This is a genomic window from Streptomyces sp. NBC_00647, assembly GCF_045207245.1.
In the GTDB taxonomy this organism is placed as follows: Bacteria; Actinomycetota; Actinomycetes; order Streptomycetales; family Streptomycetaceae; genus Streptomyces.
Map to the genome: position 1 here is coordinate 914350 of NZ_CP109040.1, position 19745 is coordinate 934094.

At 70.0% G+C, this 19745-nt stretch carries 19 protein-coding genes; 4 read left to right on the forward strand and 15 right to left on the reverse strand.

Annotated features, from left to right (window positions below; genetic code table 11):
* Positions 1 to 112: 112 nt before the first annotated feature.
* Positions 113 to 1699, reverse strand: a complete 1587-nt coding sequence (locus OG788_RS03965) for an FAD-dependent monooxygenase (protein ID WP_406369113.1) — start codon at positions 1697 to 1699, stop codon at positions 113 to 115.
* 55 nt (positions 1700 to 1754) lie between these two features.
* Here OG788_RS03965 and OG788_RS03970 point away from each other — a divergent pair, with 55 nt between their 5' ends.
* Complete coding sequence (locus OG788_RS03970) at positions 1755 to 2459, forward strand: TetR/AcrR family transcriptional regulator C-terminal domain-containing protein (RefSeq protein WP_406369114.1); 705 nt, start codon at positions 1755 to 1757, stop codon at positions 2457 to 2459.
* A gap of 31 nt (positions 2460 to 2490) precedes the next feature.
* A complete protein-coding gene (locus tag OG788_RS03975) occupies positions 2491 to 2880 on the forward strand; it encodes a VOC family protein (protein ID WP_406369115.1) in 390 nt (129 codons plus the stop codon).
* A gap of 229 nt (positions 2881 to 3109) precedes the next feature.
* Here the strand turns inward: OG788_RS03975 and OG788_RS03980 are convergent, their stop codons facing one another.
* The 3 genes from OG788_RS03980 to OG788_RS03990 form a co-directional block, all read right to left on the reverse strand.
* Positions 3110 to 3835, reverse strand: a complete 726-nt coding sequence (locus OG788_RS03980; protein ID WP_406369116.1) for a dienelactone hydrolase family protein — start codon at positions 3833 to 3835, stop codon at positions 3110 to 3112.
* Between the two features lie 405 nt (positions 3836 to 4240).
* The gene (locus OG788_RS03985) at positions 4241 to 5278 is read right to left on the reverse strand and encodes a CU044_5270 family protein (RefSeq protein ID WP_406369117.1); all 1038 of its coding nucleotides are present in this window, start codon (positions 5276 to 5278) and stop codon (positions 4241 to 4243) included.
* Entirely contained in the window at positions 5271 to 5891 is a 621-nt protein-coding gene (locus tag OG788_RS03990) for an RNA polymerase sigma factor (protein WP_406369118.1), read from the reverse strand. The genes OG788_RS03985 and OG788_RS03990 overlap by 8 nt, the downstream gene beginning before the upstream one ends.
* A gap of 203 nt (positions 5892 to 6094) precedes the next feature.
* On the opposite strand from OG788_RS03990, the gene murJ reads away from it, so the two are divergent.
* Positions 6095 to 7783 (forward strand): murein biosynthesis integral membrane protein MurJ, encoded by a 1689-nt coding sequence (murJ, locus tag OG788_RS03995; protein WP_406369119.1) that lies wholly within the window; start codon positions 6095 to 6097, stop codon positions 7781 to 7783.
* A gap of 294 nt (positions 7784 to 8077) precedes the next feature.
* Complete coding sequence (locus OG788_RS04000) at positions 8078 to 8467, forward strand: signal peptidase I (RefSeq protein ID WP_351553170.1); 390 nt, start codon at positions 8078 to 8080, stop codon at positions 8465 to 8467.
* Positions 8468 to 8818: 351 nt separating this feature from the next.
* Here OG788_RS04000 and OG788_RS04005 read toward each other — a convergent pair whose 3' ends face one another.
* The 11 genes from OG788_RS04005 to OG788_RS04055 all read right to left on the reverse strand — a co-directional run bounded on the left by OG788_RS04005 (position 8819) and on the right by OG788_RS04055 (position 19647).
* Complete coding sequence (locus OG788_RS04005; RefSeq protein WP_351553161.1) at positions 8819 to 9322, reverse strand: hypothetical protein; 504 nt, start codon at positions 9320 to 9322, stop codon at positions 8819 to 8821.
* Between the two features lie 120 nt (positions 9323 to 9442).
* Positions 9443 to 10057 (reverse strand): dihydrofolate reductase family protein, encoded by a 615-nt coding sequence (locus tag OG788_RS04010; RefSeq protein WP_406369120.1) that lies wholly within the window; start codon positions 10055 to 10057, stop codon positions 9443 to 9445.
* Positions 10058 to 10495: 438 nt separating this feature from the next.
* Positions 10496 to 11623, reverse strand: a complete 1128-nt coding sequence (locus OG788_RS04015) for an LLM class flavin-dependent oxidoreductase (RefSeq protein ID WP_406369121.1) — start codon at positions 11621 to 11623, stop codon at positions 10496 to 10498.
* 14 nt (positions 11624 to 11637) lie between these two features.
* Positions 11638 to 12753 carry an LLM class flavin-dependent oxidoreductase gene (locus OG788_RS04020; RefSeq protein WP_406369122.1) on the reverse strand — a complete coding sequence of 372 codons (1116 nt, stop codon included), beginning with the start codon at positions 12751 to 12753 and terminating at the stop codon, positions 11638 to 11640.
* A complete protein-coding gene (locus OG788_RS04025) occupies positions 12750 to 14126 on the reverse strand; it encodes an NtaA/DmoA family FMN-dependent monooxygenase (RefSeq protein WP_406369123.1) in 1377 nt (458 codons plus the stop codon). The genes OG788_RS04020 and OG788_RS04025 overlap by 4 nt, the downstream gene beginning before the upstream one ends.
* Before the next feature lie 19 nt (positions 14127 to 14145).
* Positions 14146 to 15387 (reverse strand): LLM class flavin-dependent oxidoreductase, encoded by a 1242-nt coding sequence (locus OG788_RS04030; protein WP_406369124.1) that lies wholly within the window; start codon positions 15385 to 15387, stop codon positions 14146 to 14148.
* A gap of 73 nt (positions 15388 to 15460) precedes the next feature.
* The gene (locus OG788_RS04035) at positions 15461 to 15577 is read right to left on the reverse strand and encodes a putative leader peptide (protein ID WP_351556486.1); all 117 of its coding nucleotides are present in this window, start codon (positions 15575 to 15577) and stop codon (positions 15461 to 15463) included.
* A gap of 110 nt (positions 15578 to 15687) precedes the next feature.
* A complete protein-coding gene (locus OG788_RS04040; RefSeq protein WP_406369125.1) occupies positions 15688 to 16461 on the reverse strand; it encodes a GNAT family N-acetyltransferase in 774 nt (257 codons plus the stop codon).
* 90 nt (positions 16462 to 16551) lie between these two features.
* The gene (locus OG788_RS04045; protein ID WP_406369126.1) at positions 16552 to 17577 is read right to left on the reverse strand and encodes an ABC transporter substrate-binding protein; all 1026 of its coding nucleotides are present in this window, start codon (positions 17575 to 17577) and stop codon (positions 16552 to 16554) included.
* Positions 17578 to 17779: 202 nt separating this feature from the next.
* Positions 17780 to 18544 (reverse strand): amino acid ABC transporter ATP-binding protein, encoded by a 765-nt coding sequence (locus tag OG788_RS04050; RefSeq protein WP_406376662.1) that lies wholly within the window; start codon positions 18542 to 18544, stop codon positions 17780 to 17782.
* Between the two features lie 98 nt (positions 18545 to 18642).
* Entirely contained in the window at positions 18643 to 19647 is a 1005-nt protein-coding gene (locus OG788_RS04055; RefSeq protein WP_406369127.1) for an amino acid ABC transporter permease, read from the reverse strand.
* Positions 19648 to 19745: the final 98 nt, after the last annotated feature.

Genomic DNA, 19745 nt, shown 5'->3' on the forward strand with positions numbered 1-19745 from the left:
TGCCAGGCAAAGGGCGTAGGCCTTCTTGTCGTGACAGGTTGCGACCCCACGGGCACGTTCCCGCGAGGTCGCGACCCCACGGTGCGTTTGCGCCTTCGTCGAACCGCCCCGTTCAGGTGCTCGGCGCCGGGACCGGCCTGGCCAGCACCTGGTCCAAGACCTCGGTGAGGAACCGCGACGGATCCGTCGCCGACACCGTGGTGCGCAGCGCGACGATCCCGTCCGGGCGGACGAGCAGGGCCCCTTCGTCGGGGAGCCACGGGACCGCGACGCGATGCGCGCGGAGTCCGACGTCCGCCGCGGCGGTGAGCCAGCACTCGCCGGCGACGCCCACCAGCAGGGTCCACCGCGACGCCACCAGGTCGAGCGTGGAAACTCCGTCGATCCACGCGTGGGGCACCCGTGACCCCGGCGACCCGTCCAGGACCAGGTCCACCGTGGACGGGAGTTCCGGCCGCGCGTCGACAACGGCGGCCGAGTCGTACCTCTGGCCGAGGTGCACGACCGGCGCCGCCCACACCCCCGCCGCCGCCCTGGCAGCGTCGGCCTCGGGTCCGCGTCCCCAGTGCAGCGCCGGGTCGGCGAGCCTGCGCATCGCCTGGTCCAGCGTCGCCGCGGCGACCGGTTCACGTTCGTGCGCGTAGGTGTCGAGCAGCCCGGCACCGGCCTCGCCGTGGTGGACGGCGGCGAGCTTCCACGCCAGGTTGTGCGCGTCGGCGACCCCGGTGTTGAGGCCGAACGCGCCCAGGGGGGACACGGTGTGCGCGGCGTCGCCCACGAGGAACACGCGGCCGACGGCAAAACTTTCGGCCGCTGCGCTCCGGGGACGCCACGAGAGCACGCTGCGCACCTCGACGTCGAGGTCGGGATCGCCGACCGCCAGCCGGACGACCGCGGCGCAACGCTCGTGCGTGAAGTCCTCGGGGCGTTCGCCGCCGTCGACGTCACAGGCGACATGGAAGACCCAGTCGGTTTGGCCGTCCACGGTGGCCAGCAGTCCGGGCGCCTCCGGTGTGGTGATCGTGCAGGTGGCGAAGGACATTCCCCGCAGGTGCGGTCGGAGGTCGGCGCGGAACAGGATGTTGATCATCGACTTGCCCAGGTCGCCCGGCCCGGAGGTGCCCACGCCGAGCGCGGTCCGCACGGCGCTGTGCGTGCCGTCGGCGGCGACCACGCGCGTGCACCGCAGCGTGTAGCGGCCGTCGGGACCCTCCAGTTCGACGTCGACCCCGTCGGCGTCCTGCGCGATGCCGACCAGGCGGGTCGACCAGCGCAGGTCCGCTCCGCGGCGTGCCAGGTCGGCTGCCACGACGGCGTCGAGCCGGTCCTGGGCGCAGACGCCGCGCAGCCTGAACGGCGTCACGTCCAGTTCGTCGGCGGACGGGGTCGGCATGGGCACGGTCACGACGTCGCCCGCGCCCATCTCGACGACGGTCCGCGCCACCGCCTTGCCCGCGCCGCCCCGGAGGTCGACCGCGACGGCGTCGACGGCCGTGTCGAGCCCGAGTTCGCGGAGGACCTCGACGGTGCGCGGTCCGATACCGGTGGCACGTGGGTGCACCGACGGCCCGGCCCGGCGTTCGACGAGTACGGCGGGGACGCCGTGATGGGCGAGCAGCGCCGCGGTGAGCAGGCCGACGCTGCCGCCTCCGACCACGAGCACCGGCACCGGCACCTCTGGATACATCGTCTCCGTCATGGCTACACCGTAGCCAGAAGGTAGGATGCGGGTCAACGAGGAAAGGAACCGCCCGATGACCGAACCCGTTCCCTCGTCGGTGTGGACCCGGCCGCGACCCGAGCCGCGTCGACGCGCGCCCGGGGTGGACCAGTACGTGGCCGCCGCGCTGGCCGTCGCGGACGCGGAGGGGTTGGCGGCGGTGTCGATGCGGCGGGTCGCGGGTGATCTCGGTTCCGGGACTGCCTCGCTCTACCGGTACATCACCAACCGCGACGAGCTGGTGGACCTGATGGTCGACGCGGCACAGGGCGAGGATCCGCTGCCCGAGTCCGCCGAGGACTGGCGAGCCGGTCTGGGGGCGGTCGCGCACGCGTTGCGTGCGACGCTGCTGCGGCATCCTTGGTTGGCGGGTGAACTGGCCGGGAGGCCCGCGCTCGGCCCCAATTCGTTGCGGCGTTCCGAGGCCGCACTGAGCGCCGCCGTCGCGCTCACGCCCGACATCACTCTGGCCTCGCAGGCTCTCGTCACCGTGCACGCGTACGTGCTGGGTTCGGTCGCCTCCCAGCAGGCCCTTCGACGCGCGGAGCAGCGCACCGGGCTCAGCGAGGAGGAGTGGCAGCGCAGCGTCGGCCCCTACATCAGCGAGGTCCTCGCGGCGGGCGAACACCCGATGCTCGCCCGCCGCGTCCTCGAAGCCGAGGAACTCGACCCCGACGTCGAGTTCGCGTTCGGCCTTGACTGCGTGCTCGACGGCCTCGCGGCCCGCCTGGCTCTCTGAGCGGCCTTGCGCCCCTGAGAGGATCGGGGGCATGACGGACTCCCCCATGCAGGTCAATGCCCTCATCGTCGATGCCAACGACCCCGAGCGGCTCGCTGCGTTCTGGTCCGAGTTGCTCGGCAGGCCGGTCGTGGGCCGCATGGGCCCGTATGTATGGCTTCGGCGAGAAAACGGCCTCGGCCTGGGCTTCCAGCAGACCGACGAACCCAAGTCGGGCAAGAACCGTATGCACTTCGACATCACCTCGCCCAACCCCGCCGCCGAGCAGCAGCGGGTGGAGACGCTCGGCGGACGCAGACAGGAGCAGTACGAGGACGGGGGGTTCCTGGTGATGGCGGACCCCGAGGGCAATGAGTTCTGCATCATCCCCGAAGGCGCCTTCGAACTCGACGACGAGGGCCGCGCGAACTACCTCGGGTGACCGAGACGGCCGCGGGCTTGTCCGCGCTCAGCGATTCACCCTTCGATGGCACATGCTCACGCCTTGCGCCGCCCCGACCGGCGGTACCGCCGATGGCCGGTACCGCCGCGATCGGGGCGATCGGGCGTCTGCCGGGCACCGCTCATCGAGGAGGGCCGGGACCTGTCCTCGATGAGCGGCATCCTTGCCGACACCGCCTACCGTCTGCTGCCCGCCAGACGGCCCGGCCTCACTTCAGGTGCCGGTCCAGGAACCGGCACCCGTCCTCGAGCTCGAACCACGGGGTTCCGGTGTGCCCGCCCAGATTGGCGTGCAGCGTCTTCTCCTTGCTGCCGAAGGCGTCGAACAGGTCCAGGGCCCGCTGCCGGGGGTTGCCTTCGTCGTCCCACTGCAGCAGGAACAGCAGCGGAATGGTGACCTGCCGGGCCTCCTCGCGTAGGGCGCGGGGCACGTAACCCCCGGCGAAGAATCCGGCGGCGGCGATGCGCGGCTCGATCGCCGCCAGCCGAATGCCGAGGGCGGTCCAGCCTCCGGAGTACCCGACCGGGCCGCCGATCTCGGGCAACTCAAGGAGGGCGTCCAGGGTGGTCCGCCATTCCGGGACCGCGTTCTCGACCAGCGGGCCGATGAAGGACTCGAAGATCTCATCGACCGGCTCGCCGGCCTGCATCGCCCGGCGGAGGTCGGCGCGGGCCTGCTCGTCGGCGGCGGAACGGGGCCGGTCACCGCACCCGGCGGCGTCGATGGTGGCCACCGCGTAGCCGCGCGCCGCGGTGTACCGGGCCCGGGCCACCAGCCGGGGTTCCGCCTTGGGCAGGCCGTTGTTGTGCGCCATCAGGATCAGCGGGGCCGGTACGGCGGATTCGGGCGTCCACAGGGTGCCGGGGATCTCACCGAGGGTGAACTCGCGTTCGAGGACGCCGTCGTCGAGGCGCTGTTCGGAAGTGAAGTGCATGGTCGTGCCTTTCGGGAGGGCTCTGGAACGGCGCTCCCGGACGACCTATCGTCCGACCGTGACCCCGGAGGGGAGCACCCATGTCGAAACTGCGTTCACGGGTACCACCTCCTCGTTCTCTCGCACGGCTTCCGGCAACGTAGCAGTGGTCGCCGTGCGCCGCCAAACAGGTTTCTTGCGCGGGCTCCGTGATCCGCAAGCAACGCTCCCCCGTGGCGATCCCCGGACGCCACCCGTCCTGCTGAGTCCTCCATGTCGATGACGAAGTCCACCACGGCGGTGTCGTCCCGCCTCACGATGGGGCGGGCGACCTCCACGATCCGCCCTGGTCGGCAATGTGGCGCCGGAGGTAGCACGGGAAGTCCCCCCAGACCGCCGCAAGATCACGCCAGGCGAAATGGCGTCTCAGGGGCGTTGCTTCGCCCGGTCGGTCACGGCCCAGGTGTCGAGGTACGTGAACCGATCGTAGAATTTGTCGCCCTTGGGATAGGGGGCCCGGTACCCCAGGAACTCGTACGTCTTCGGAGCGAAGATGAGGACGAAGGACGAGCCGCCGAGAACCATGGAGCGCTGGGCCTTGAGCGAGGTCGGATTGAGGTATTGGATCGCGATTCCGGGGCGGCCCGCGGCGTCCTTCTGGTTCGGCAACACCTTCACTCCCGGCACCAGGGCCAACGCCTCGAACGCCGCGGCCCGCAGACCCTTCGGCGTCACCGACACCAGCATGAGCAGCGAGACGAGTCGCCTCTCGATGAAGGGCCACTCATCGGCCTCGAGGTCGCGCACCTGGCGTGAGTCGAGCGCGCGTCCCGGATGTGTGGGATCGCCGGCGCTCAGCTGAAGGACGAGCTTGCGGGGATCGGTCGACAGACTCTTGAGCGAGGCCCAGTCCTGGGGGGGCCACATCGTGATCCGCGCCTGATCACCCGGCTGCGTCTTGCGCGGCTTCGCCCACCAGCCCTTGCCGACCTCCATGACCCATGACGGCTTCGAGCCGTCCACGGACCGCCAGTCCTCGTCGACGAAAGTCCTCGTCGTCCCTGTCTTGCGCTCGATGTCCTTGGTGATCGTCCTGGTGTAGATGAACTGGTCGTCGCGTGGCGCGATCGTCGTCTCGCGCTCACGAGAGAACGCCGCGGCTCCCCGCAGCACGGTCTGGGCACTCACGTTGCGCAAGGCCGGGGAACTGCTCGAGGACCCGGGCGCCGGTGCTCCGGCGCCGGTGTCGTCGCGGAGCACGACCAGGGTCGTGGCGACGACGGCGGTGGCCACCGCCCCGGTCAGAGCGATGCGGACCGAGGGACGCCGGCGTCGAACGGCCGGGGCAGAGCCATGGAGGGCGGAGACCAGGCGGGCGCGCATCCGATGACGCGTGATCTCATCGAGGGGAGACGCTCCTGCGTCCCAGTCCCGTAGCTGGTCGAGTTCTGGCGTGTCATGCATGAGCCTCTACCTCCCGGAAAGCCGTCGGATCGGTGCCACCCAGCGCTTCGCGCAGTCTGCTTCGGGCCCGGTTCAGCCGTGACCTGACCGTGCCGATGGGCACGCCCAACGCCTGGGCCGCTTGCTCGTAGTCGAGACCGCCCCACGCCACCAGCAGAATGACGTCTCGGTGCCGGGCGGAAAGCCCGGACAGTGCGGCCGCCAACTCCCGGCGCACCCCTGCGGCGCCGGCTCTGGCGACCGCCCGGTCTGCGACCGGCTCCTCGTCCTGGACCGGCTCCGGCAGCCGGGCGAGTGCTCTGAAGCGGCGCGCCTCGGCTCTTCGGTGCCGACTGATGAGGTTCGTCGCTATCCCCAACAACCAGGGGCGGGCATCGTCCCGGGCGAGGTCGTAGCGGTGACGCTGCTGGAAGGCGGTGGTGAACGTCTCCGCCGTCAGATCCTCTGCCACCTCAGCGCCCAGTCGCCGTGCCGTGTATCGGTGGACGGCGTCGGCGTGCCGGTCGAAGAGGGCGGCGAACAGCTCAGGCTCGTCCCGGGACCGCTCGATCATTCGGGCGTCGCTCCCCCCGCGATCCTCCCCGGCGGGCTCGGCGTCCGGTCTGACGGTCATCGGGGCTCCTTTCGCTCGACTGAATGCCTCGAAGGCTTGGGCTCGTTCAGGTGGTTCGCCTCTTCTTCGCCGATCGCCCCAACCGAGTTCCATCGGCCCCGCCACCACCTCAGGCTGGGGCGGGACCCCGCGTTTTCCGGCCCGGTTCGGTGCCAACCGCTGATGGCGGACGGACGATGATCACAACGCCGTAGATTAGGCACATGGTGGAGGGCACGCGGGCCGCGGCGGAAACGCGGTCACGGGGGAAGCGGAAGCGAGGGCGGCGCGCCGCCGCGAAGCCGGATGCGGCGGAGGGCGGCCTGATGCGCTCGTCCATGCTGATGGCCGCGGGAACGGTGATGTCCCGGGCCACAGGACTGATCCGAACAGTCCTGCAAGCCGGGGCACTTGGGACAGGGCTGCTTGCCACGACATACAACCAGGCCAACGTGGTGCCCGCGAGCCTGTACTTCCTGCTGATCGGCGGCGCACTGAACTCCGTACTGGTACCGCAATTGGTGAGAGCCAGACTTGAGCAGGCGGACGGCGGACGCGCCTTCGAACAGCGCCTGGTCACCCTCACGATGTCCGTGCTGGGAGTCGGCACGCTGCTGGCCGTGTGGGCGGCACCGCAGATCATCAGCCTCTACCAGAGCGACTCACCGGCCAACCACGAGGCATTCCAACTGACGGTGGTCTTCGCCCGGTTCCTGCTCCCGCAGATCTTCTTCTACGGACTGTTCAGCATCCTGGGACAAGTGCTCAACGCCCGGAACAAGTTCGGCGCCATGATGTGGACCCCCGTCCTCAACAACATCGTCCTGACATCCATGTTCGGCGTATACCTCGGCATGATGACCGTCCCGGACACGGTCCAGGACATCACGCGGACCCAGGTCACACTGCTCGGAGCGGTCACCACACTCGCCCTGGCGATGCAGGCACTGGCCCTGATCCCCTTCGCCCGGGCCGCCGGCTTCCGCTTCCGCCCACGCTTCGACTGGCGCGGCACCGGCCTGGGCAAGAGCGTCAGCGCAGCCCGCTGGACCCTGCTGTTCGTCCTCACCAACCTCGTGGCCGGTACGGTCGTGACCCGCTACGCCTACGCTGCGGACACGGCACTGCCCAGCGGCGGTGTGGGCTTCTCCGCCTATACCTACGCGCAGACCATCTGGTCGCTGCCGCAGTCGGTCATCACCGTCTCGCTGGTCACGGCCCTGCTGCCGCGGATGAGCCGGGCCGTCGCCGAACACCGCCTGGACGACATGCGAGCCGACCTCTCCCAGGCCCTGCGGATCAGCGGCGTCGTCATCGTTCCCGCCGCCTTCTTCTTCGTCGCCCTCGGCCCGCAGGTGGCGCAGGTGGTCTTCGCCCACGGCGCAGCGGATCAGGATTCGATCGTCCCGCTCGGCCAGATGCTCCAGGCCTTCGGACTCGGCCTGATCCCGTTCTCCGCGCAGTACATGCTGCTACGAGGCTTCTACGCCTTCGAGGACACCAGAACCCCGTTCTGGATGGCCGTATGGATCAGCACGGCCGACATAGCCCTGGCCACCGTCTGCCACCTTCTGATGCCACCGCGATGGGCCGTCACCGGCCTGGCCGGAGCCTATGCCGCCTCCTACGCCATCGGCCTGCTCATCACCGCGCTGCTGCTGCGACGACGCCTCGAAGGCCGACTGGACGGCAAGAGGCTGTGCCGCACCTACGGCAAGCTGACAGCCTCCGCGCTCGCGGCCGGAACGCTGGGCTGGTTCGTAGCCCGCACCTGCGCCACCACCGTCACATCGACCACATGGGCACCCGCTCTCGGCCTGGCCGCCGGAGGCGTCACGATGCTCCTTCTCTTCGTGGTGCTCGCACGACTCCTGAGGATCAGCGAGCTGCGGAGCCTGCCGGGGCTGGGCTGAACCGCCCCGGCTGGACTGAACAGCAGCGGCCTTTCACCGGCTGCTGTCCCTGGAAGCCGTGTTCCCGGGCAGCGGGCTGCTGCACGCCGGGCGGCACGCGCGTCCCAGAGCCGAATTCACCGCGCCGCAAACCATCTTGCTCAAGCCACCACCGTCCCTCGCTCCCATCCCTTGTGCCGTCAGTGATTGCGTTTGGCAACCGTGTGTATGGAATGCCGCGCTTCGACTCGTTCGTTGGTCGTGGGGCAGGCAGGCTCGTGATGCGCATGACGGCAACTGCTAGCCTCCTGCCGCGTGAACAAGACCGTGTATGTTGGCAACGCAGGCAAAGATGCGGCATTGGACCGGGGCTGGCTCCTGGGGCACTTCAAGGACGTTGCGGATCCGCGTCACTGCGAGGCTGTGGAGATCAAGTGGGGTGTCCACCCTCCCGGCGACGAGCGGCAGCAATGGGTGAAGGGTGAGGAACGCACAGCCCTCCTCGTACTCATCAGTGGGCGATTTCGCGTCGAACTCCCTGGACGCAGCGTCCTTCTGGAACAACAGGGTGACTACGTCGTATGGGGGCACGGAGTCGATCACTCCTGGTTGGCGGAGGAGGAATCAGTGGTGCTGACGGTTCGATGGCCCTCTGTACCCGGCTATGCGGTGTCAGCTCAGGATCAGACACCACCGCAGACCTGAGCTGAGGCACCGTCCCAGGCACGATGGATCAGTGCCGGCCGCCTGCACGCTGGGGCCCGAGGACGGGGGTGGGGAAGATCACCACTTGTCGTGTCCTCTCTGCTCATCGAGGACTTGGTCGCTCGGCGCTCGCTGGTCAGCGCTGTCCTCGTGCCCGTCGTCCTCGCAGACCACCTCCGAGGTTTCGGGACTGCTCTCGCCCGGCCGTGGACAGCCGCCCGTTCCGGACGGGCGCCCACCCCGACCCGGAGGTGCTGGGTGGGCCGATCGACAGGGTGCGCGGGTAGCAAGGACCCGTGCGCCCGACCGTCCTGTCAGGCCTCGGCGCGGGAATCCTGGCTCACGCCGGGCTCACGCGGTCCTGGCTGCCATCAGTTCGAGGTAATGGCGGGCAAGGTCCAGATAGTGGGTGCCGTCGGCGACCAGCTCCCCTCGGGTGGCCGGAGCGCCGTGATCGTCGGTGAGGACGGCTTCAGCGGCCTGGAAGAGGTGGAACACGCAGTGGAGCTGCCCGTCCCCGGAATCCGCCACGCCTCCGGGGACCGCCGGCACGGCGGGAACGCGGACACCCCACGTTCCCTCGATCTCCTCCTCCGTCGCCAGGCTGGCCAGGTCGGCGAGCACCGAAGCCTGAGCCCTCGCTGTCTCGATGAACTGATCAGCCGCGGGGAGCCGGGAAAGCTCCATACCGCCGGCGGCGAACGCCCGGACATCCGCGTCCAGCGCCGCCTCGAGCCCCCGGACGGCGACAGCCCAGATGTCCGCCCATACGGCCACCGTCCCGGGCGGTGCGGCCTCCGCGGCCGACGTCAACGTGTCCAGTGCAGTCAGCAAGCCAGGATCAGTGGTCGTCATGACGGGATCCTGCCTCACCGCGTACGGACTCACGCTCACAGAGCGCCACGTTTTGGGAGCGGACGGTTCTGCCCCATCACATGCGCTGATCATCCGATGCGCGGTTCCACCACGACGTCGTCAGAGAACGTCGTACGTCAGGTGTGTCGCGGTCGATGTCGACGTCACGCTCCGCTGCACCAGGGTGCGCGGTGGTCCGCCGGTGAACAGGGGTGTTCCGGCGCCCAGCACGACGGGTGCGAGATGCAGAGACAGTACGTCGACCAGACCGGCGTCGAACGCCGAGCCGATCGTGGCGCCGCCGCCCATGAGGACGACGTCGAGGTCGTTGCCGCTGTCCGACGACGCCGCCTCGGCACGCTCACGCGCGGTGGTGACGGCGTCGGAGAGGCCGGTGGTGACGAACGTCCAGTCGAGGGCGTCGAGCCGCACCGACTTCGGCGGCGCGCTCGTCACGACGACGAACGCGGGCTTGCCGACCTCGCGGGCGCCGTAGCCGACCTGGTCGTCCCAGCCGTTCGGTCCGTCGACCAGGTCGAAGAGCCTGCGGCCGAGGACGACGGCCCCCGAGCGGACCGTCCCCTCGCGCAGGACCCGGCGGTCGTCGGGGTCGTCGGAGAACGCCCAGGTGTGCAGGGCCTCGCCGCCGGTGCCCAGACCGTTGTCCGCGCCCGGGTCCGGCCCGGTGACGAAGCCGTCCAGGGAGACCGAGATGTCAGCGATGATGTGCGTCATACCAGTACAGACCTGTTCCTCCGGCCGAACTCATCGCTCACGCGGGGAGCGCGGTCCGGGTGCCCGCGGCGCGAGAGCGGAGAAGGCGGGGAAGAACCGGGCAGCGTCGTGCGGTATGCCCTGGCCCTGCTCGGCCTCAGCGCGAACTCGTGGAAGGCGGGCCGGACGGCGTTGCGCCCCGGGCAGCACTGACCGCGCCGCCGGTCGGGCGGCGGGGTTCCGCCGCCCGACCGGTCGATGCCGGGGGCTCACCGGGTTCCGCAGGGCCACCGGGTTCCGGAAGGCCACCGGGTTCCGGAAGGCCACCGGGTTCCGGAAGGCCACGGGGTTCCGGGAAAGATGTGTTCCGTCACCTGCCGGGTGCCGGACGCCCGGGAGCAGCCCGAACACGTCGCCGCGGACACCCGCATTCGCTCCGGCTCCGGCTCCCACTCCCGCTCAACGCCTACGCCATTCCTCAGCCAGCAGCTCGTACGACCGCACCCGGTCCGCGTGTCTGTGGGTGATCGTCGTGATCAGCAACTCGTCCGCCCCGGTGGCCTCCTGGAGCTGCGCCAAGTGGTCGGCCACCCGTCCCGGGGAACCGACGAACTGCGTGTCGAGGCGGTCCTGGACCAGAGTCCGGTCGGCGTCCGACCAGGCGTGGGCGCGTGCCTCGTCCGGAGCGGGGAATTCGATGGCCCCCTCGGCCGTACGGATGCTGCGGACCCAGAGGCCGTATCCCTTCGCGAGTTCGCGGGCGGTCTCGTCGTCCTCGGCGACCACGACGTCGGCGGACACGCTGACGTACGGCTTGTCGAGGACGTCGGAGGGCTGGAAGGCGGCGCGGTACCCGTCCACCGCCTCCAGGACCGTGGCCGGACTGACGTGGTAGTTCGCCGCGAACCGGAGTCCGCCGCGGCCGGCGACCTCCGCGCTCTGTCCGCCGCTGCTGCCCAGGATCCAGAGTTCCAGGTCAGCGCCCTCGCCCGGGACGGCCCGCGCCCCGATGCCGTCGGCGGAACGGTAGGTGCCCGCGAGCAGGGCGAGGATGTCGTCGATCTGCTCGCCGTAGTCCTGCGACTCGGCGTTCGGCTGCTGGAGGAGGGTGCGTTGCAGGGCGACCCGTGGTGAGCCGAGAAGGTGTTCGAAGGAGAACCGGGGCGGAATGCGGAGGCCGTTCGGGGCGCGGCCGTCGATGACGGGGGTCATGGTCGACAGCGGGGCGGAGGGCCTGCCGGACGGTCGGCCGCCGGAGCGTCCGAGGCCCAGGTCGAGGCGCCCTGGGTGCAGCGCGTCGATCAGGCCGAACTCCTCGACCGTGGACAGGGCGGTGCGGTGGCCGAGTTGTACGGCTCCGGAGCCCAGCCGGATGGTCGAGGTCGCGGAGGCGGTCAGGGCGAGGAGTACCGCGGGCGAGGTTCCGGCCACGCCCGGGTTGAGATGGTGTTCGGCGAACCAGTACCGGGCGTACCCGAGGCACTCGGCCCGCCGGGCCAGCTCGATGGAGTTGCGCAGCGCTTCGGCGGCGGTGGAACCGGACGAGATCGGGACCAGGTCGAGAACGCCGAGAGGGATGTCGGACATGGGCGGCAGGCTCCTCAGCGGTCGGCGGACTCGGGCACGCGCGCGGGAACGGGCGCGGCTGCCGGCGTGGACGGTGCGAGGACCGGCCCCCACGCGAACGGCGGGTCGGGAATCTCGCGGCGCAGCACCGGCGCGACGGCGGACTGGAAGAGTTCGAGCGAGTCGCGATGCTGACGCTCTGTCAAACCTGCCGCGTCGGCCTGTAGATGGAGCACGGTGTGCCCGAACTGCTCGTGATAGCGGTGCACCTTGTCGATGATCTGCTCGGGACTTCCGATCAGCGCCGAGCTGCGCTCCACGAAGTCCTCCAGCGTGCTGAACACCGGTTCGAGGCCGAGTCGCTTCTGGAACGCCAGGTTTCCCTCGAAGACCGGCCGGTAGGCGGTGAGCGCCTCTTGGGTGGTCCGGGCCACGTACGTGCCCGCCGTCCCGGCGCCCACCGCGATGTCCGCAGGATCGTGGCCGTAGTACTCCCAGCGCTCACGGTAGTGCCGGATCAACTCGGCATACGGCTCTATGGGGTTGGTGACGTTGGCGGAGAAGAGCGGGTCGCCGTGGCGGGCGGCGAGATCGACCGAATCCTTGCTGGTCGCACTGCCGTGCCAGATCCGGATGGGTTGCTGGAGCGGCCGGGGCCACACCTCCGCGTCGCTGAGTTCCGGACGGAAGCGGGTCGCGGCGGTCACCTTGTCCTGGCGCCAGATCCGGCGGAACACGTCGTAGCTCTCGGCGTTGCGGTCCCACTGGTCCTCGGTGGTGACCTGGAACAGGTCCCGCTGCGCGGAGCCGTTCCCCTTCCCCACGATCAACTCCAGCCGTCCCGCGGACAGATGGTCCAGGGTCGCGTAGTCCTCGTAGGCGCGTACGGGGTCGAGGAGGCTGAGTGTGGTGACGGCGGTGAACAGGCGGATGCGCGAGGTGAGCGCCGCGAGGTGACTGAGGACGACGGGTGGCGAGGACGATATGAACGGGCGCTCGTGCCGCTCGCCCACCCCGAAGCCGTCGAAGCCCAGTTCCTCGGCGAGCAGCGCGTTGTCGATCACCTCGCGGAAGCGGTCGTTGGTCGGTTTCTGGATGCCGGTGACCGGGTGGGGGGCGTGCACGATCAGGGTGATCGCCAGGAACTTCATGACGCCACCCGGTCGGCCGCCGCCTCGGCGTCGGGGTGGGCCAGGCCGAGGTGGTCGCGCAGGGTGCTGCCCTCGTAGTCGGTGCGGTAGACGCCGCGTTCCTGGAGGAGCGGGACGACGGTGTCCGCGAAGGCGTCCAGGCCACCCGGTGTGATGTGCGGGACGAGGATGAAGCCGTCCGAGGCGTCGGCCTGGACGAAGTCGTCGATGGTCTCGGCGACGGTGGCGGGAGTGCCGACGAAGGCCTGCCGGTTGCCGGTCTCGATGACGAGGTCGCGGATGGACCAGTTGTTGGCGGCCGCCCGCTCCCGCCATGCGCGGGCGGTGGCCAGCGGGTCGCGGTACATCCGGACCTGGGCGCGGCCGCGGGCGATGGTGTGTTCGCCGAGGTCCGGATCGATGTCGGGCAGGGGTCCGTCCGGGTCGTACGCGGACAGGTCGCGGTTCCAGACGAACTCCAGGTGCTTGATGGCGGTGGCGCCGCTGACCTGGGCGCGCCGCACGTCACGGGCGCGCTCCTCGGCGTCGGCTTCGGTGTCGCCGAGCACGAACGTCGCGGCGGGCAGGATCAGCAGCTGGTCGTGGCGGCGGCCGTAGCGGGCGAGGCGGCCCTTGACGTCCGCGTAGAAGGCCTGGCCCTCCTTGAGGGTGGCGTACCGGCTGAAGATGGCGTCGGCACCGGCGGCGGCGAACTCGCGCCCTTCCTCGGAGTCGCCGGCCTGGAAGATCACCGGGCGGCCCTGCGGGGAACGGGGGACGTTGAACTGGCCCTCGATGTCGAAGTGTTGTCCCTGGTGGACGAAGGCTCCGGCCTTGGCGTCGTTCAGGAAGGTGCCGGTCTCCTGGTCGGCCACGATCTCGTCCCCGCGCCAGGAGTCGAAGAGTTCGTTCGCCGTGGTCAGGAACTCCTTGGCCCGGGAGTAGCGCTCTTCCTGGGGCAGGAAGCCGCCGCGGCGGAAGTTCTCGCCGGTGAAGGCGTCCCAGGAGGTGACGACGTTCCAGGCGGCGCGTCCGCCGGAGAGGTGATCGAGGCTGGCGAACTGGCGGGCCACCTCGTAGGGCTCGTTGAAGGTGGAGTTGATGGTGCCGGTGAGGCCGAGGTGCTCGGTGACGGCGGCCAGCGCGGCAAGGACGGTGAAGGTGTCCGGGCGTCCCACGACGTCCAAGTCGTAGATCTTTCCCCCCTGTTCGCGCAGGCGCAGGCCTTCGGCGAGGAACAGGAAGTCGAACTTGGCGCGCTCGGCGGTCCGCGCGAAGTGCGCGAAGGAGCTGAACTCGATGTGGCTGCCGGCCTCGGGGTCGCTCCACACGGTGGTGTTGTTGACGCCGGGGAAGTGCGCCGCGAGGTGGATCTGCTTGAGCGGCTTGCTCATGGTCGGGGGTCCTTCCGGCTCAGGCGGTCGTGGCTGGGGCTGTCCCCTGCTCGGAGAGCTTGGGGGAGAAGCGGTTCGCGGGACGGGTGAGGCCGAGCAGCCCACGCAGGGTGTCGGCCTCGTAGGCGTGCCGGAAGACGCCCCGGCGCTGGAGTTCGGGCACGAGGCCGCGGGTGATCGCGGGGAGGTCGTGTCCCACGACGGCCGGTCGCAGGCGGAAGCCGGAGAGCCCCTCGGCGGCCAGTTCCTGGAGGAGATCGGCGAGCTGGGAGGGTGTCCCGGTGAAGACGCGGGCGTCGCTGGTGTACGGCCGGCCCGCCAGTGCGTCCAGTCGCTCCCGGCGGGCCTCGGCGGCCCGGGGGTCGTCGTCCAGGAAGACCACGAGGTCTCCGAAGACGTGCACGGTGTCGTCGGCCCGGCCGGCCGCGCTCTGTTCGGCGCGGATCTCGTCGACGACGGCACGGGCCTGGCGTGCGTCGTGCGGGGTGACGTAGCCGACGTCGGCGGACCTGGCCACCAGTCGGTACGGGACCGCCGCGTGAGCCAGGGCGGTGACGACCGGCTGGCCCTGGGGCGGCCGGGGGGTGATCGAGGGGCCCTTGACGCTGAAGTGCCTGCCCTCGAAGTCGATGTAGTGCAGCTTGTCGCGGTCGACGAAGCGGCCGGTGGCGATGTCCCGGATCTCCGCGTCGTCCTCCCAGCTGTCCCAGAGCCGGCGTACGACCTCGACGTAGTCGGCGGCTTCGTCGAAGACATCGGCCACGACTTCTTGCGCCGCGGGAGTGTTGTAGTCCTCGAAGCGGAACGGCGGGAACGTGCGGCGCCCGAAGTGCGCGGCCTCGTTCTGGCGTGCCGTGATCTGTACACGCAGGCCCGCGCGGCCGGTGCTCACATAGTCGAGGGTGGCGATCGCCTTGGAGATGTGGAACGGCTCCGTGTGTGTCGCCACCACGGTCGGTACCACGCCTATGTGGCGGGTCCGTGGCGCGATGCGCGCGGCGATGAGGACGGCATCCAGGCGGCCGCGGACCTGGTCGGTGCGGCCGTCCGGTTCGGTGGGCGACGAGGACTGGAGGCCGAGCGCGTCCTCGATGGTGACGAAGTCGAGCAGTCCGTGCTCGGCCTCGGTGACCAGGTCGGTCCAGTAGGCCGCGGTCAGCAGTTCGCGGGGGCGGGACACGGGCTCGCGCCAGGCGGCCGGGTGCCATCCGGCGCCGTCCAGGGCGACGGCGAGGTGCAGAGGTGTGGGTGACGAGGACACGGGAGGTGCCTTCCTGATCGACCGTACGAGAAAGCCCGCCCCGGCGAGCGGGCGCGGCTGCGAGGGCAACAGGTCAGGAGCGACAGAGCGCGCCGGCGACCCGCACCAGATCGATGTGCGGTCGGCCGTACAGGTTCAGGCGGCGGGGCGAGAGGGGCTTCGGCACGCGGCGTTGGGACACGGGACGCATGTGCCTCACCTCCGCTCTTTCGGCCCGGCGCTCCGGGGTCCGTCGTCCGCCCGGCCCTCGCGACTCCCCGACGGGTCGCCACGCGGTCCCGAACAGAGACAACCGCACGGCTATGCCCTTTCTTCCTGCTGCCCGGCTCCTTCTTGCCCGGCTCGCACAGCCTGTTGTCCAGCAGGGGTGCGGACGAGCACGAACCGGGTGCGGCGGCGCGGGGTGAACCCGATCGACTCGTAGAGCCGGATCGCGTTCGTATTGTCGGCGGCGGCGTGGAGGAAGGGGATGTCCCCGCGTTCCGTTATGCCAGCCGCGACCGCGCGGACCAGTCGTGTGGCCAGGCCTCGGCCTCGGTGGTCGGGGTGGGTGCACACCGCGCTGATCTCGGTCCAGCCCGGCGGGCGGAGTCGTTCGCCGGCCAGGGCGATCAGCCGGCCGCCCTCCCGGATGCCCAGGTAGGTGCCGAGTTCGACGGTGCGGGGCAGGAAGGGGCCCGGCCGGGTGAGGGCGATCAGATCGAGGATCTCGGGCACGTCGGCGAGACCGAGCCGTACCGCTTCGGGCGCCGGCTCGGCGTCCAGCGCGGTGGCGATCATCTGGACGCCGTAGCCGCTCTGTTCGGTCGTCCAGCCGTCAGGGACGACCTGGACCGCGGTGACCGGGGTGACCGCGCCCGGACCGACGAGTTCGGCCAGGTCGTCCCACGAACGGGGATCGGCGGGGTCGGCGAGAGCGGCGAACGGGGACACGTCCGTCGGATAGCGGGCGGCCCGGCCGACCCGCTCGGCGAGGTGGGCGTGCGGACCGGTCAGCGCGGCCCAGGCCGCGTTGTCCAGGATGTGGGGTGCGGTCGGGGCCGGAGAGGGGGCGGGGTGGACGCTGGTGGACATGGCAGTGCGGTTCTCCGTATCTGGAACGCGGCCGGCCGCGCCCCGGGGCTCCGCCGCGGCGCGGCGGAGCCCCTTGAGGTGGACGGTGGTTCAGGAGTTGTCGAGCGGCAGGCCGGGCGGGTTGACCTGGGAGGTGTCGACGGCCTCGTTGGAGAGGTTCCAGGCGGCCAGCCACTTGCCGTACTGGCCGTTCTTGATCAGGTAGTTGATCGCGTCGGCGAGTGGCGCGGCGAGCCCGCTGTCCTTCTTCGCGGTGGCCGCGATCAGACCCTGGAGCGTTTCACCCGCGCCGGAGAACTTGCCCGCGTTGCGCGTCGGGTTGGGGGTCTTCGCGGTCTGGGTGATGTGGTAAGCGATACCGGGGTTCGGGCCGAACGAGACGTCGATCTTTCCACTGGACAGCGCCAGGGCGGTGGCGTTGTTGTCCTGGTAGTACTTGAGGTTGAGCTTCTTGCCCTCCTTGGCGAGCTTCGACTTCCACTCCAGGAGGATCTTCTCCTGGTTGGTGCCGGCGCTCACCGCGACGGTCTTGCCGGCCAGGTTCCGGTAGTCGTCGTCGAAGTTCCAGGTGCTCTTCTTGCGCACCTCGAAGCCGAGGTTGTCCTGCCGGTAGGAGGCGAACTCGTACTTCTTCTTGCGCTCCTCGGTGTCGGTGACGTTGGAGAAGGCGACGTCCACCTTGCCGCTGTCGATGCCGACGAACAGGTTTTCCCAGGTCGAGTTCTTCACCTCCGGCTTCAGTCCGAGGACCGCGGCCACCAACCTGCCGAGGTCGGGTTCGGCGCCGGTGAGTGTCTTCTGGTCCCCGCCCACGTACGCCAGCGGCGCGAATCCCGCGGGCAGGGCTCCGACGCCGATCCGCAGTGTGCCGCTCTTGGCGACGGACTTGGGCAGCAAGGCGCTGATCGACTTCACCTCGGACACCTTCAACTCGGTCTGCTTGGCCGCGCCGTTGGAGAGCGCGCCGACCGTGACCGATCCGGCCGAGGCGCCCTCGGTCCGGGTGGCGGCGTCGCTGTCACCCCCGCATGCGGCGAGCCCGGCGGCGAGGGAGGCGACGGCCGCGGTGGCGGTGACGCCGCGAAGAATTCTGCTGTTCAGGGGGAGCGTACGCATGGCTGTCCTTGTCGGGTGTGTGCGGTGAGGGTGTGGGGGCGCGGTCCCGGCGGGCCGCGAAATCGGGTGGCCCTGCGTGACGGCGCACGGCTGAAGGCGAGTTCGGAGGACCGCGCCGAGCGACGCGTCCTCGTTCGCCGCCGGCGGCTTCGGTCGGAGGCTGGAACCGACGGGCCTCGTTGTGCGCCCGTCGGCGCGCCGGTCAGAGAACCTTGCTCAGGAAGTCCCTGGTGCGCTCCTGCTGCGGGTGGTCCAACACCTGTGAGGGCGGGCCCTGTTCAACGACGCGCCCGCCGTCCATGAAGACGACCCGGTCGGCGATCTCGCGGGCGAAGCCGATCTCGTGGGTGACGATGACGAGGGTGGTGCCGCTCCTGGCAAGGTCCTTGATGACGGCGAGTACTTCGCCGACCAGTTCGGGGTCCAGCGCCGAGGTCGGTTCGTCGAAGAGGATGACCCCCGGCCGCAGGGCGAGGGCGCGGGCGATGGCCACGCGCTGCTGCTGTCCGCCCGACAACTGCCGCGGATAGGCACTGGTCCTGTCCCCCAGCCCCACGCGGGCGAGCAGATCGCGGGCCAGCTCCTGGGCGTCGGGCTTGGACAGTTTTCCGGTGGCCACCGGAGCCGCGGCCACGTTGTCCAGCACGGTGAGGTGCGGGAAGAGATTGAAGTTCTGGAAGACGAAGCCGATGCGGCTGCGCTGCCCCAGGATGACCCGCTCGCTCAGTTCCCTCAGCCGCTCACCGTGCCTGCGGACGCCGATGAGCTCGCCGTTCAGGCTGACATGGCCGATCTCGGGCTTCTCCAGATGGTTGATCACCCTCAGGAGAGTGGACTTGCCGGATCCGGACGGCCCGAGGATGACCGTGACCTCTCCGGGCCGGACGGTCAACTCCACACCGTCCAGGACCTGATGGGAGCCGTACCACTTGTGCACGTCGTGCACCTCCACCGCGGCCGGCTGGATCTCGAGCGCTCCGATGGCCTCGGCCGGCGGAGCCGTCTCCGGCGCCTGGTCCTCCGGTACCGTCCTGGTCTTCACTGTCGTCCGACGCGCTTCGCCAGTCATATCGCCGTCTCCCTCCGGATCCGGGCCCGCACGTCGCGCAGACCGTTCCGTACCTTCTGCAACGGGGTCGGCGGCAGGGTGCGCAGCGCGCCCCGCGAGTAGTACCGCTCGACGTAGAACTGGACGACGGACACGACGCTCGTCAGGATCAGGTACCAGGCGGTGGCGACCAGGAGCAGCGGCACGATATCGCCGGGATAGGTGCTGCCCATGCTCTGAACGGAGCCGAACAGGTCCAGCAGGGAGACGTAGAAGACGAGCGAGGTTCCCTTGATCAGGCCGATCAACTGGTTGACGTAGTTCGGGGTGATGGAGCGCAGCGCCTGCGGAAAGACGATCTTCGCGAACTGGTACCGCTTCGGCAGGCCCAGGGCTGAGGCCGCCTCGTGCTGACCCTGGTCGACGGAGAGGATTCCGCCGCGCACCACTTCGGAGGCGTACGCCGCTTCGTTCAGGCTCAGTCCGATGACGGCGACGGCCATGTCGGTGGCCAGGCGGGACTCGTCGAAGGTGAAGAAGGCCGGCCCGAACGGCACCCCGACGCTCAACGTCCGGTACAGCGCGCTGAAGTTGTAGAGGAACAGCAGGACGACGATGAGCGGTACCGAGCGGAACAGCCAGGTGTAGACCCAGCTCACCGCGCGCAGCACCGGGCTCGGGGAGAGTCGGGCCAACGCCAGCAGGATCCCGCCGAGCAAGCCCAACACCGCGCTGTAGACGGCGACTTCGAGGGTGATGAGCAGGCCGTCGAGGATCGTCGGACGCAGGAACCAGTACTGGAAACGGTCCCACTGGTAGAAGGGGTTGGTCACCAGGCCGTGAGCGATCTGGGCGACCAGCACGAGCACGACGGCCGTGATGATCCAGCGGCCGGGGCGCCGGAGCGGAAGGACCCGCTGCGCCGCCAGGGGCTTGGGCGAGGCGGGGACGTCGGGACGGGGGACGGCCTGGGCAGGCAGCGCTGATCCGGAGGACACAGCTATGCCTGGAGATTCACTCATGGAGAGCTCCAGCGGATTCGGACACCCCGGACCACGGCGAGCGGCAGCGTGACGCGGAGCCTCAACGGCTCGGCGCGAAACGAGGGCACGGGCGCACA

Excerpts from the sequence above, each read along its gene's own strand:
- OG788_RS03975 (WP_406369115.1), top strand. The coding sequence starts at position 2,491 with ATGACGGACTCCCCCATGCAGGTCAATGCCCTCATCGTCGATGCCAAC.
- OG788_RS04020 (WP_406369122.1), bottom strand. The coding sequence starts at position 12,753 with ATGAAGTTCCTGGCGATCACCCTGATCGTGCACGCCCCCCACCCGGTC.
- OG788_RS04055 (WP_406369127.1), bottom strand. The coding sequence starts at position 19,647 with ATGAGTGAATCTCCAGGCATAGCTGTGTCCTCCGGATCAGCGCTGCCT.
- OG788_RS04010 (WP_406369120.1), bottom strand. The coding sequence starts at position 10,057 with ATGACGCACATCATCGCTGACATCTCGGTCTCCCTGGACGGCTTCGTC.
- OG788_RS03970 (WP_406369114.1), top strand. The coding sequence starts at position 1,755 with ATGACCGAACCCGTTCCCTCGTCGGTGTGGACCCGGCCGCGACCCGAG.
- OG788_RS04035 (WP_351556486.1), bottom strand. The coding sequence starts at position 15,577 with ATGCGTCCCGTGTCCCAACGCCGCGTGCCGAAGCCCCTCTCGCCCCGC.
- murJ (WP_406369119.1), top strand. The coding sequence starts at position 6,095 with ATGGTGGAGGGCACGCGGGCCGCGGCGGAAACGCGGTCACGGGGGAAG.
- OG788_RS03965 (WP_406369113.1), bottom strand. The coding sequence starts at position 1,699 with ATGACGGAGACGATGTATCCAGAGGTGCCGGTGCCGGTGCTCGTGGTC.
- OG788_RS03985 (WP_406369117.1), bottom strand. The coding sequence starts at position 5,278 with ATGCATGACACGCCAGAACTCGACCAGCTACGGGACTGGGACGCAGGA.
- OG788_RS04005 (WP_351553161.1), bottom strand. The coding sequence starts at position 9,322 with ATGACGACCACTGATCCTGGCTTGCTGACTGCACTGGACACGTTGACG.
- OG788_RS03990 (WP_406369118.1), bottom strand. The coding sequence starts at position 5,891 with ATGACCGTCAGACCGGACGCCGAGCCCGCCGGGGAGGATCGCGGGGGG.
- OG788_RS04025 (WP_406369123.1), bottom strand. The coding sequence starts at position 14,126 with ATGAGCAAGCCGCTCAAGCAGATCCACCTCGCGGCGCACTTCCCCGGC.
- OG788_RS04015 (WP_406369121.1), bottom strand. The coding sequence starts at position 11,623 with ATGTCCGACATCCCTCTCGGCGTTCTCGACCTGGTCCCGATCTCGTCC.
- OG788_RS03980 (WP_406369116.1), bottom strand. The coding sequence starts at position 3,835 with ATGCACTTCACTTCCGAACAGCGCCTCGACGACGGCGTCCTCGAACGC.
- OG788_RS04045 (WP_406369126.1), bottom strand. The coding sequence starts at position 17,577 with ATGCGTACGCTCCCCCTGAACAGCAGAATTCTTCGCGGCGTCACCGCC.
- OG788_RS04040 (WP_406369125.1), bottom strand. The coding sequence starts at position 16,461 with ATGTCCACCAGCGTCCACCCCGCCCCCTCTCCGGCCCCGACCGCACCC.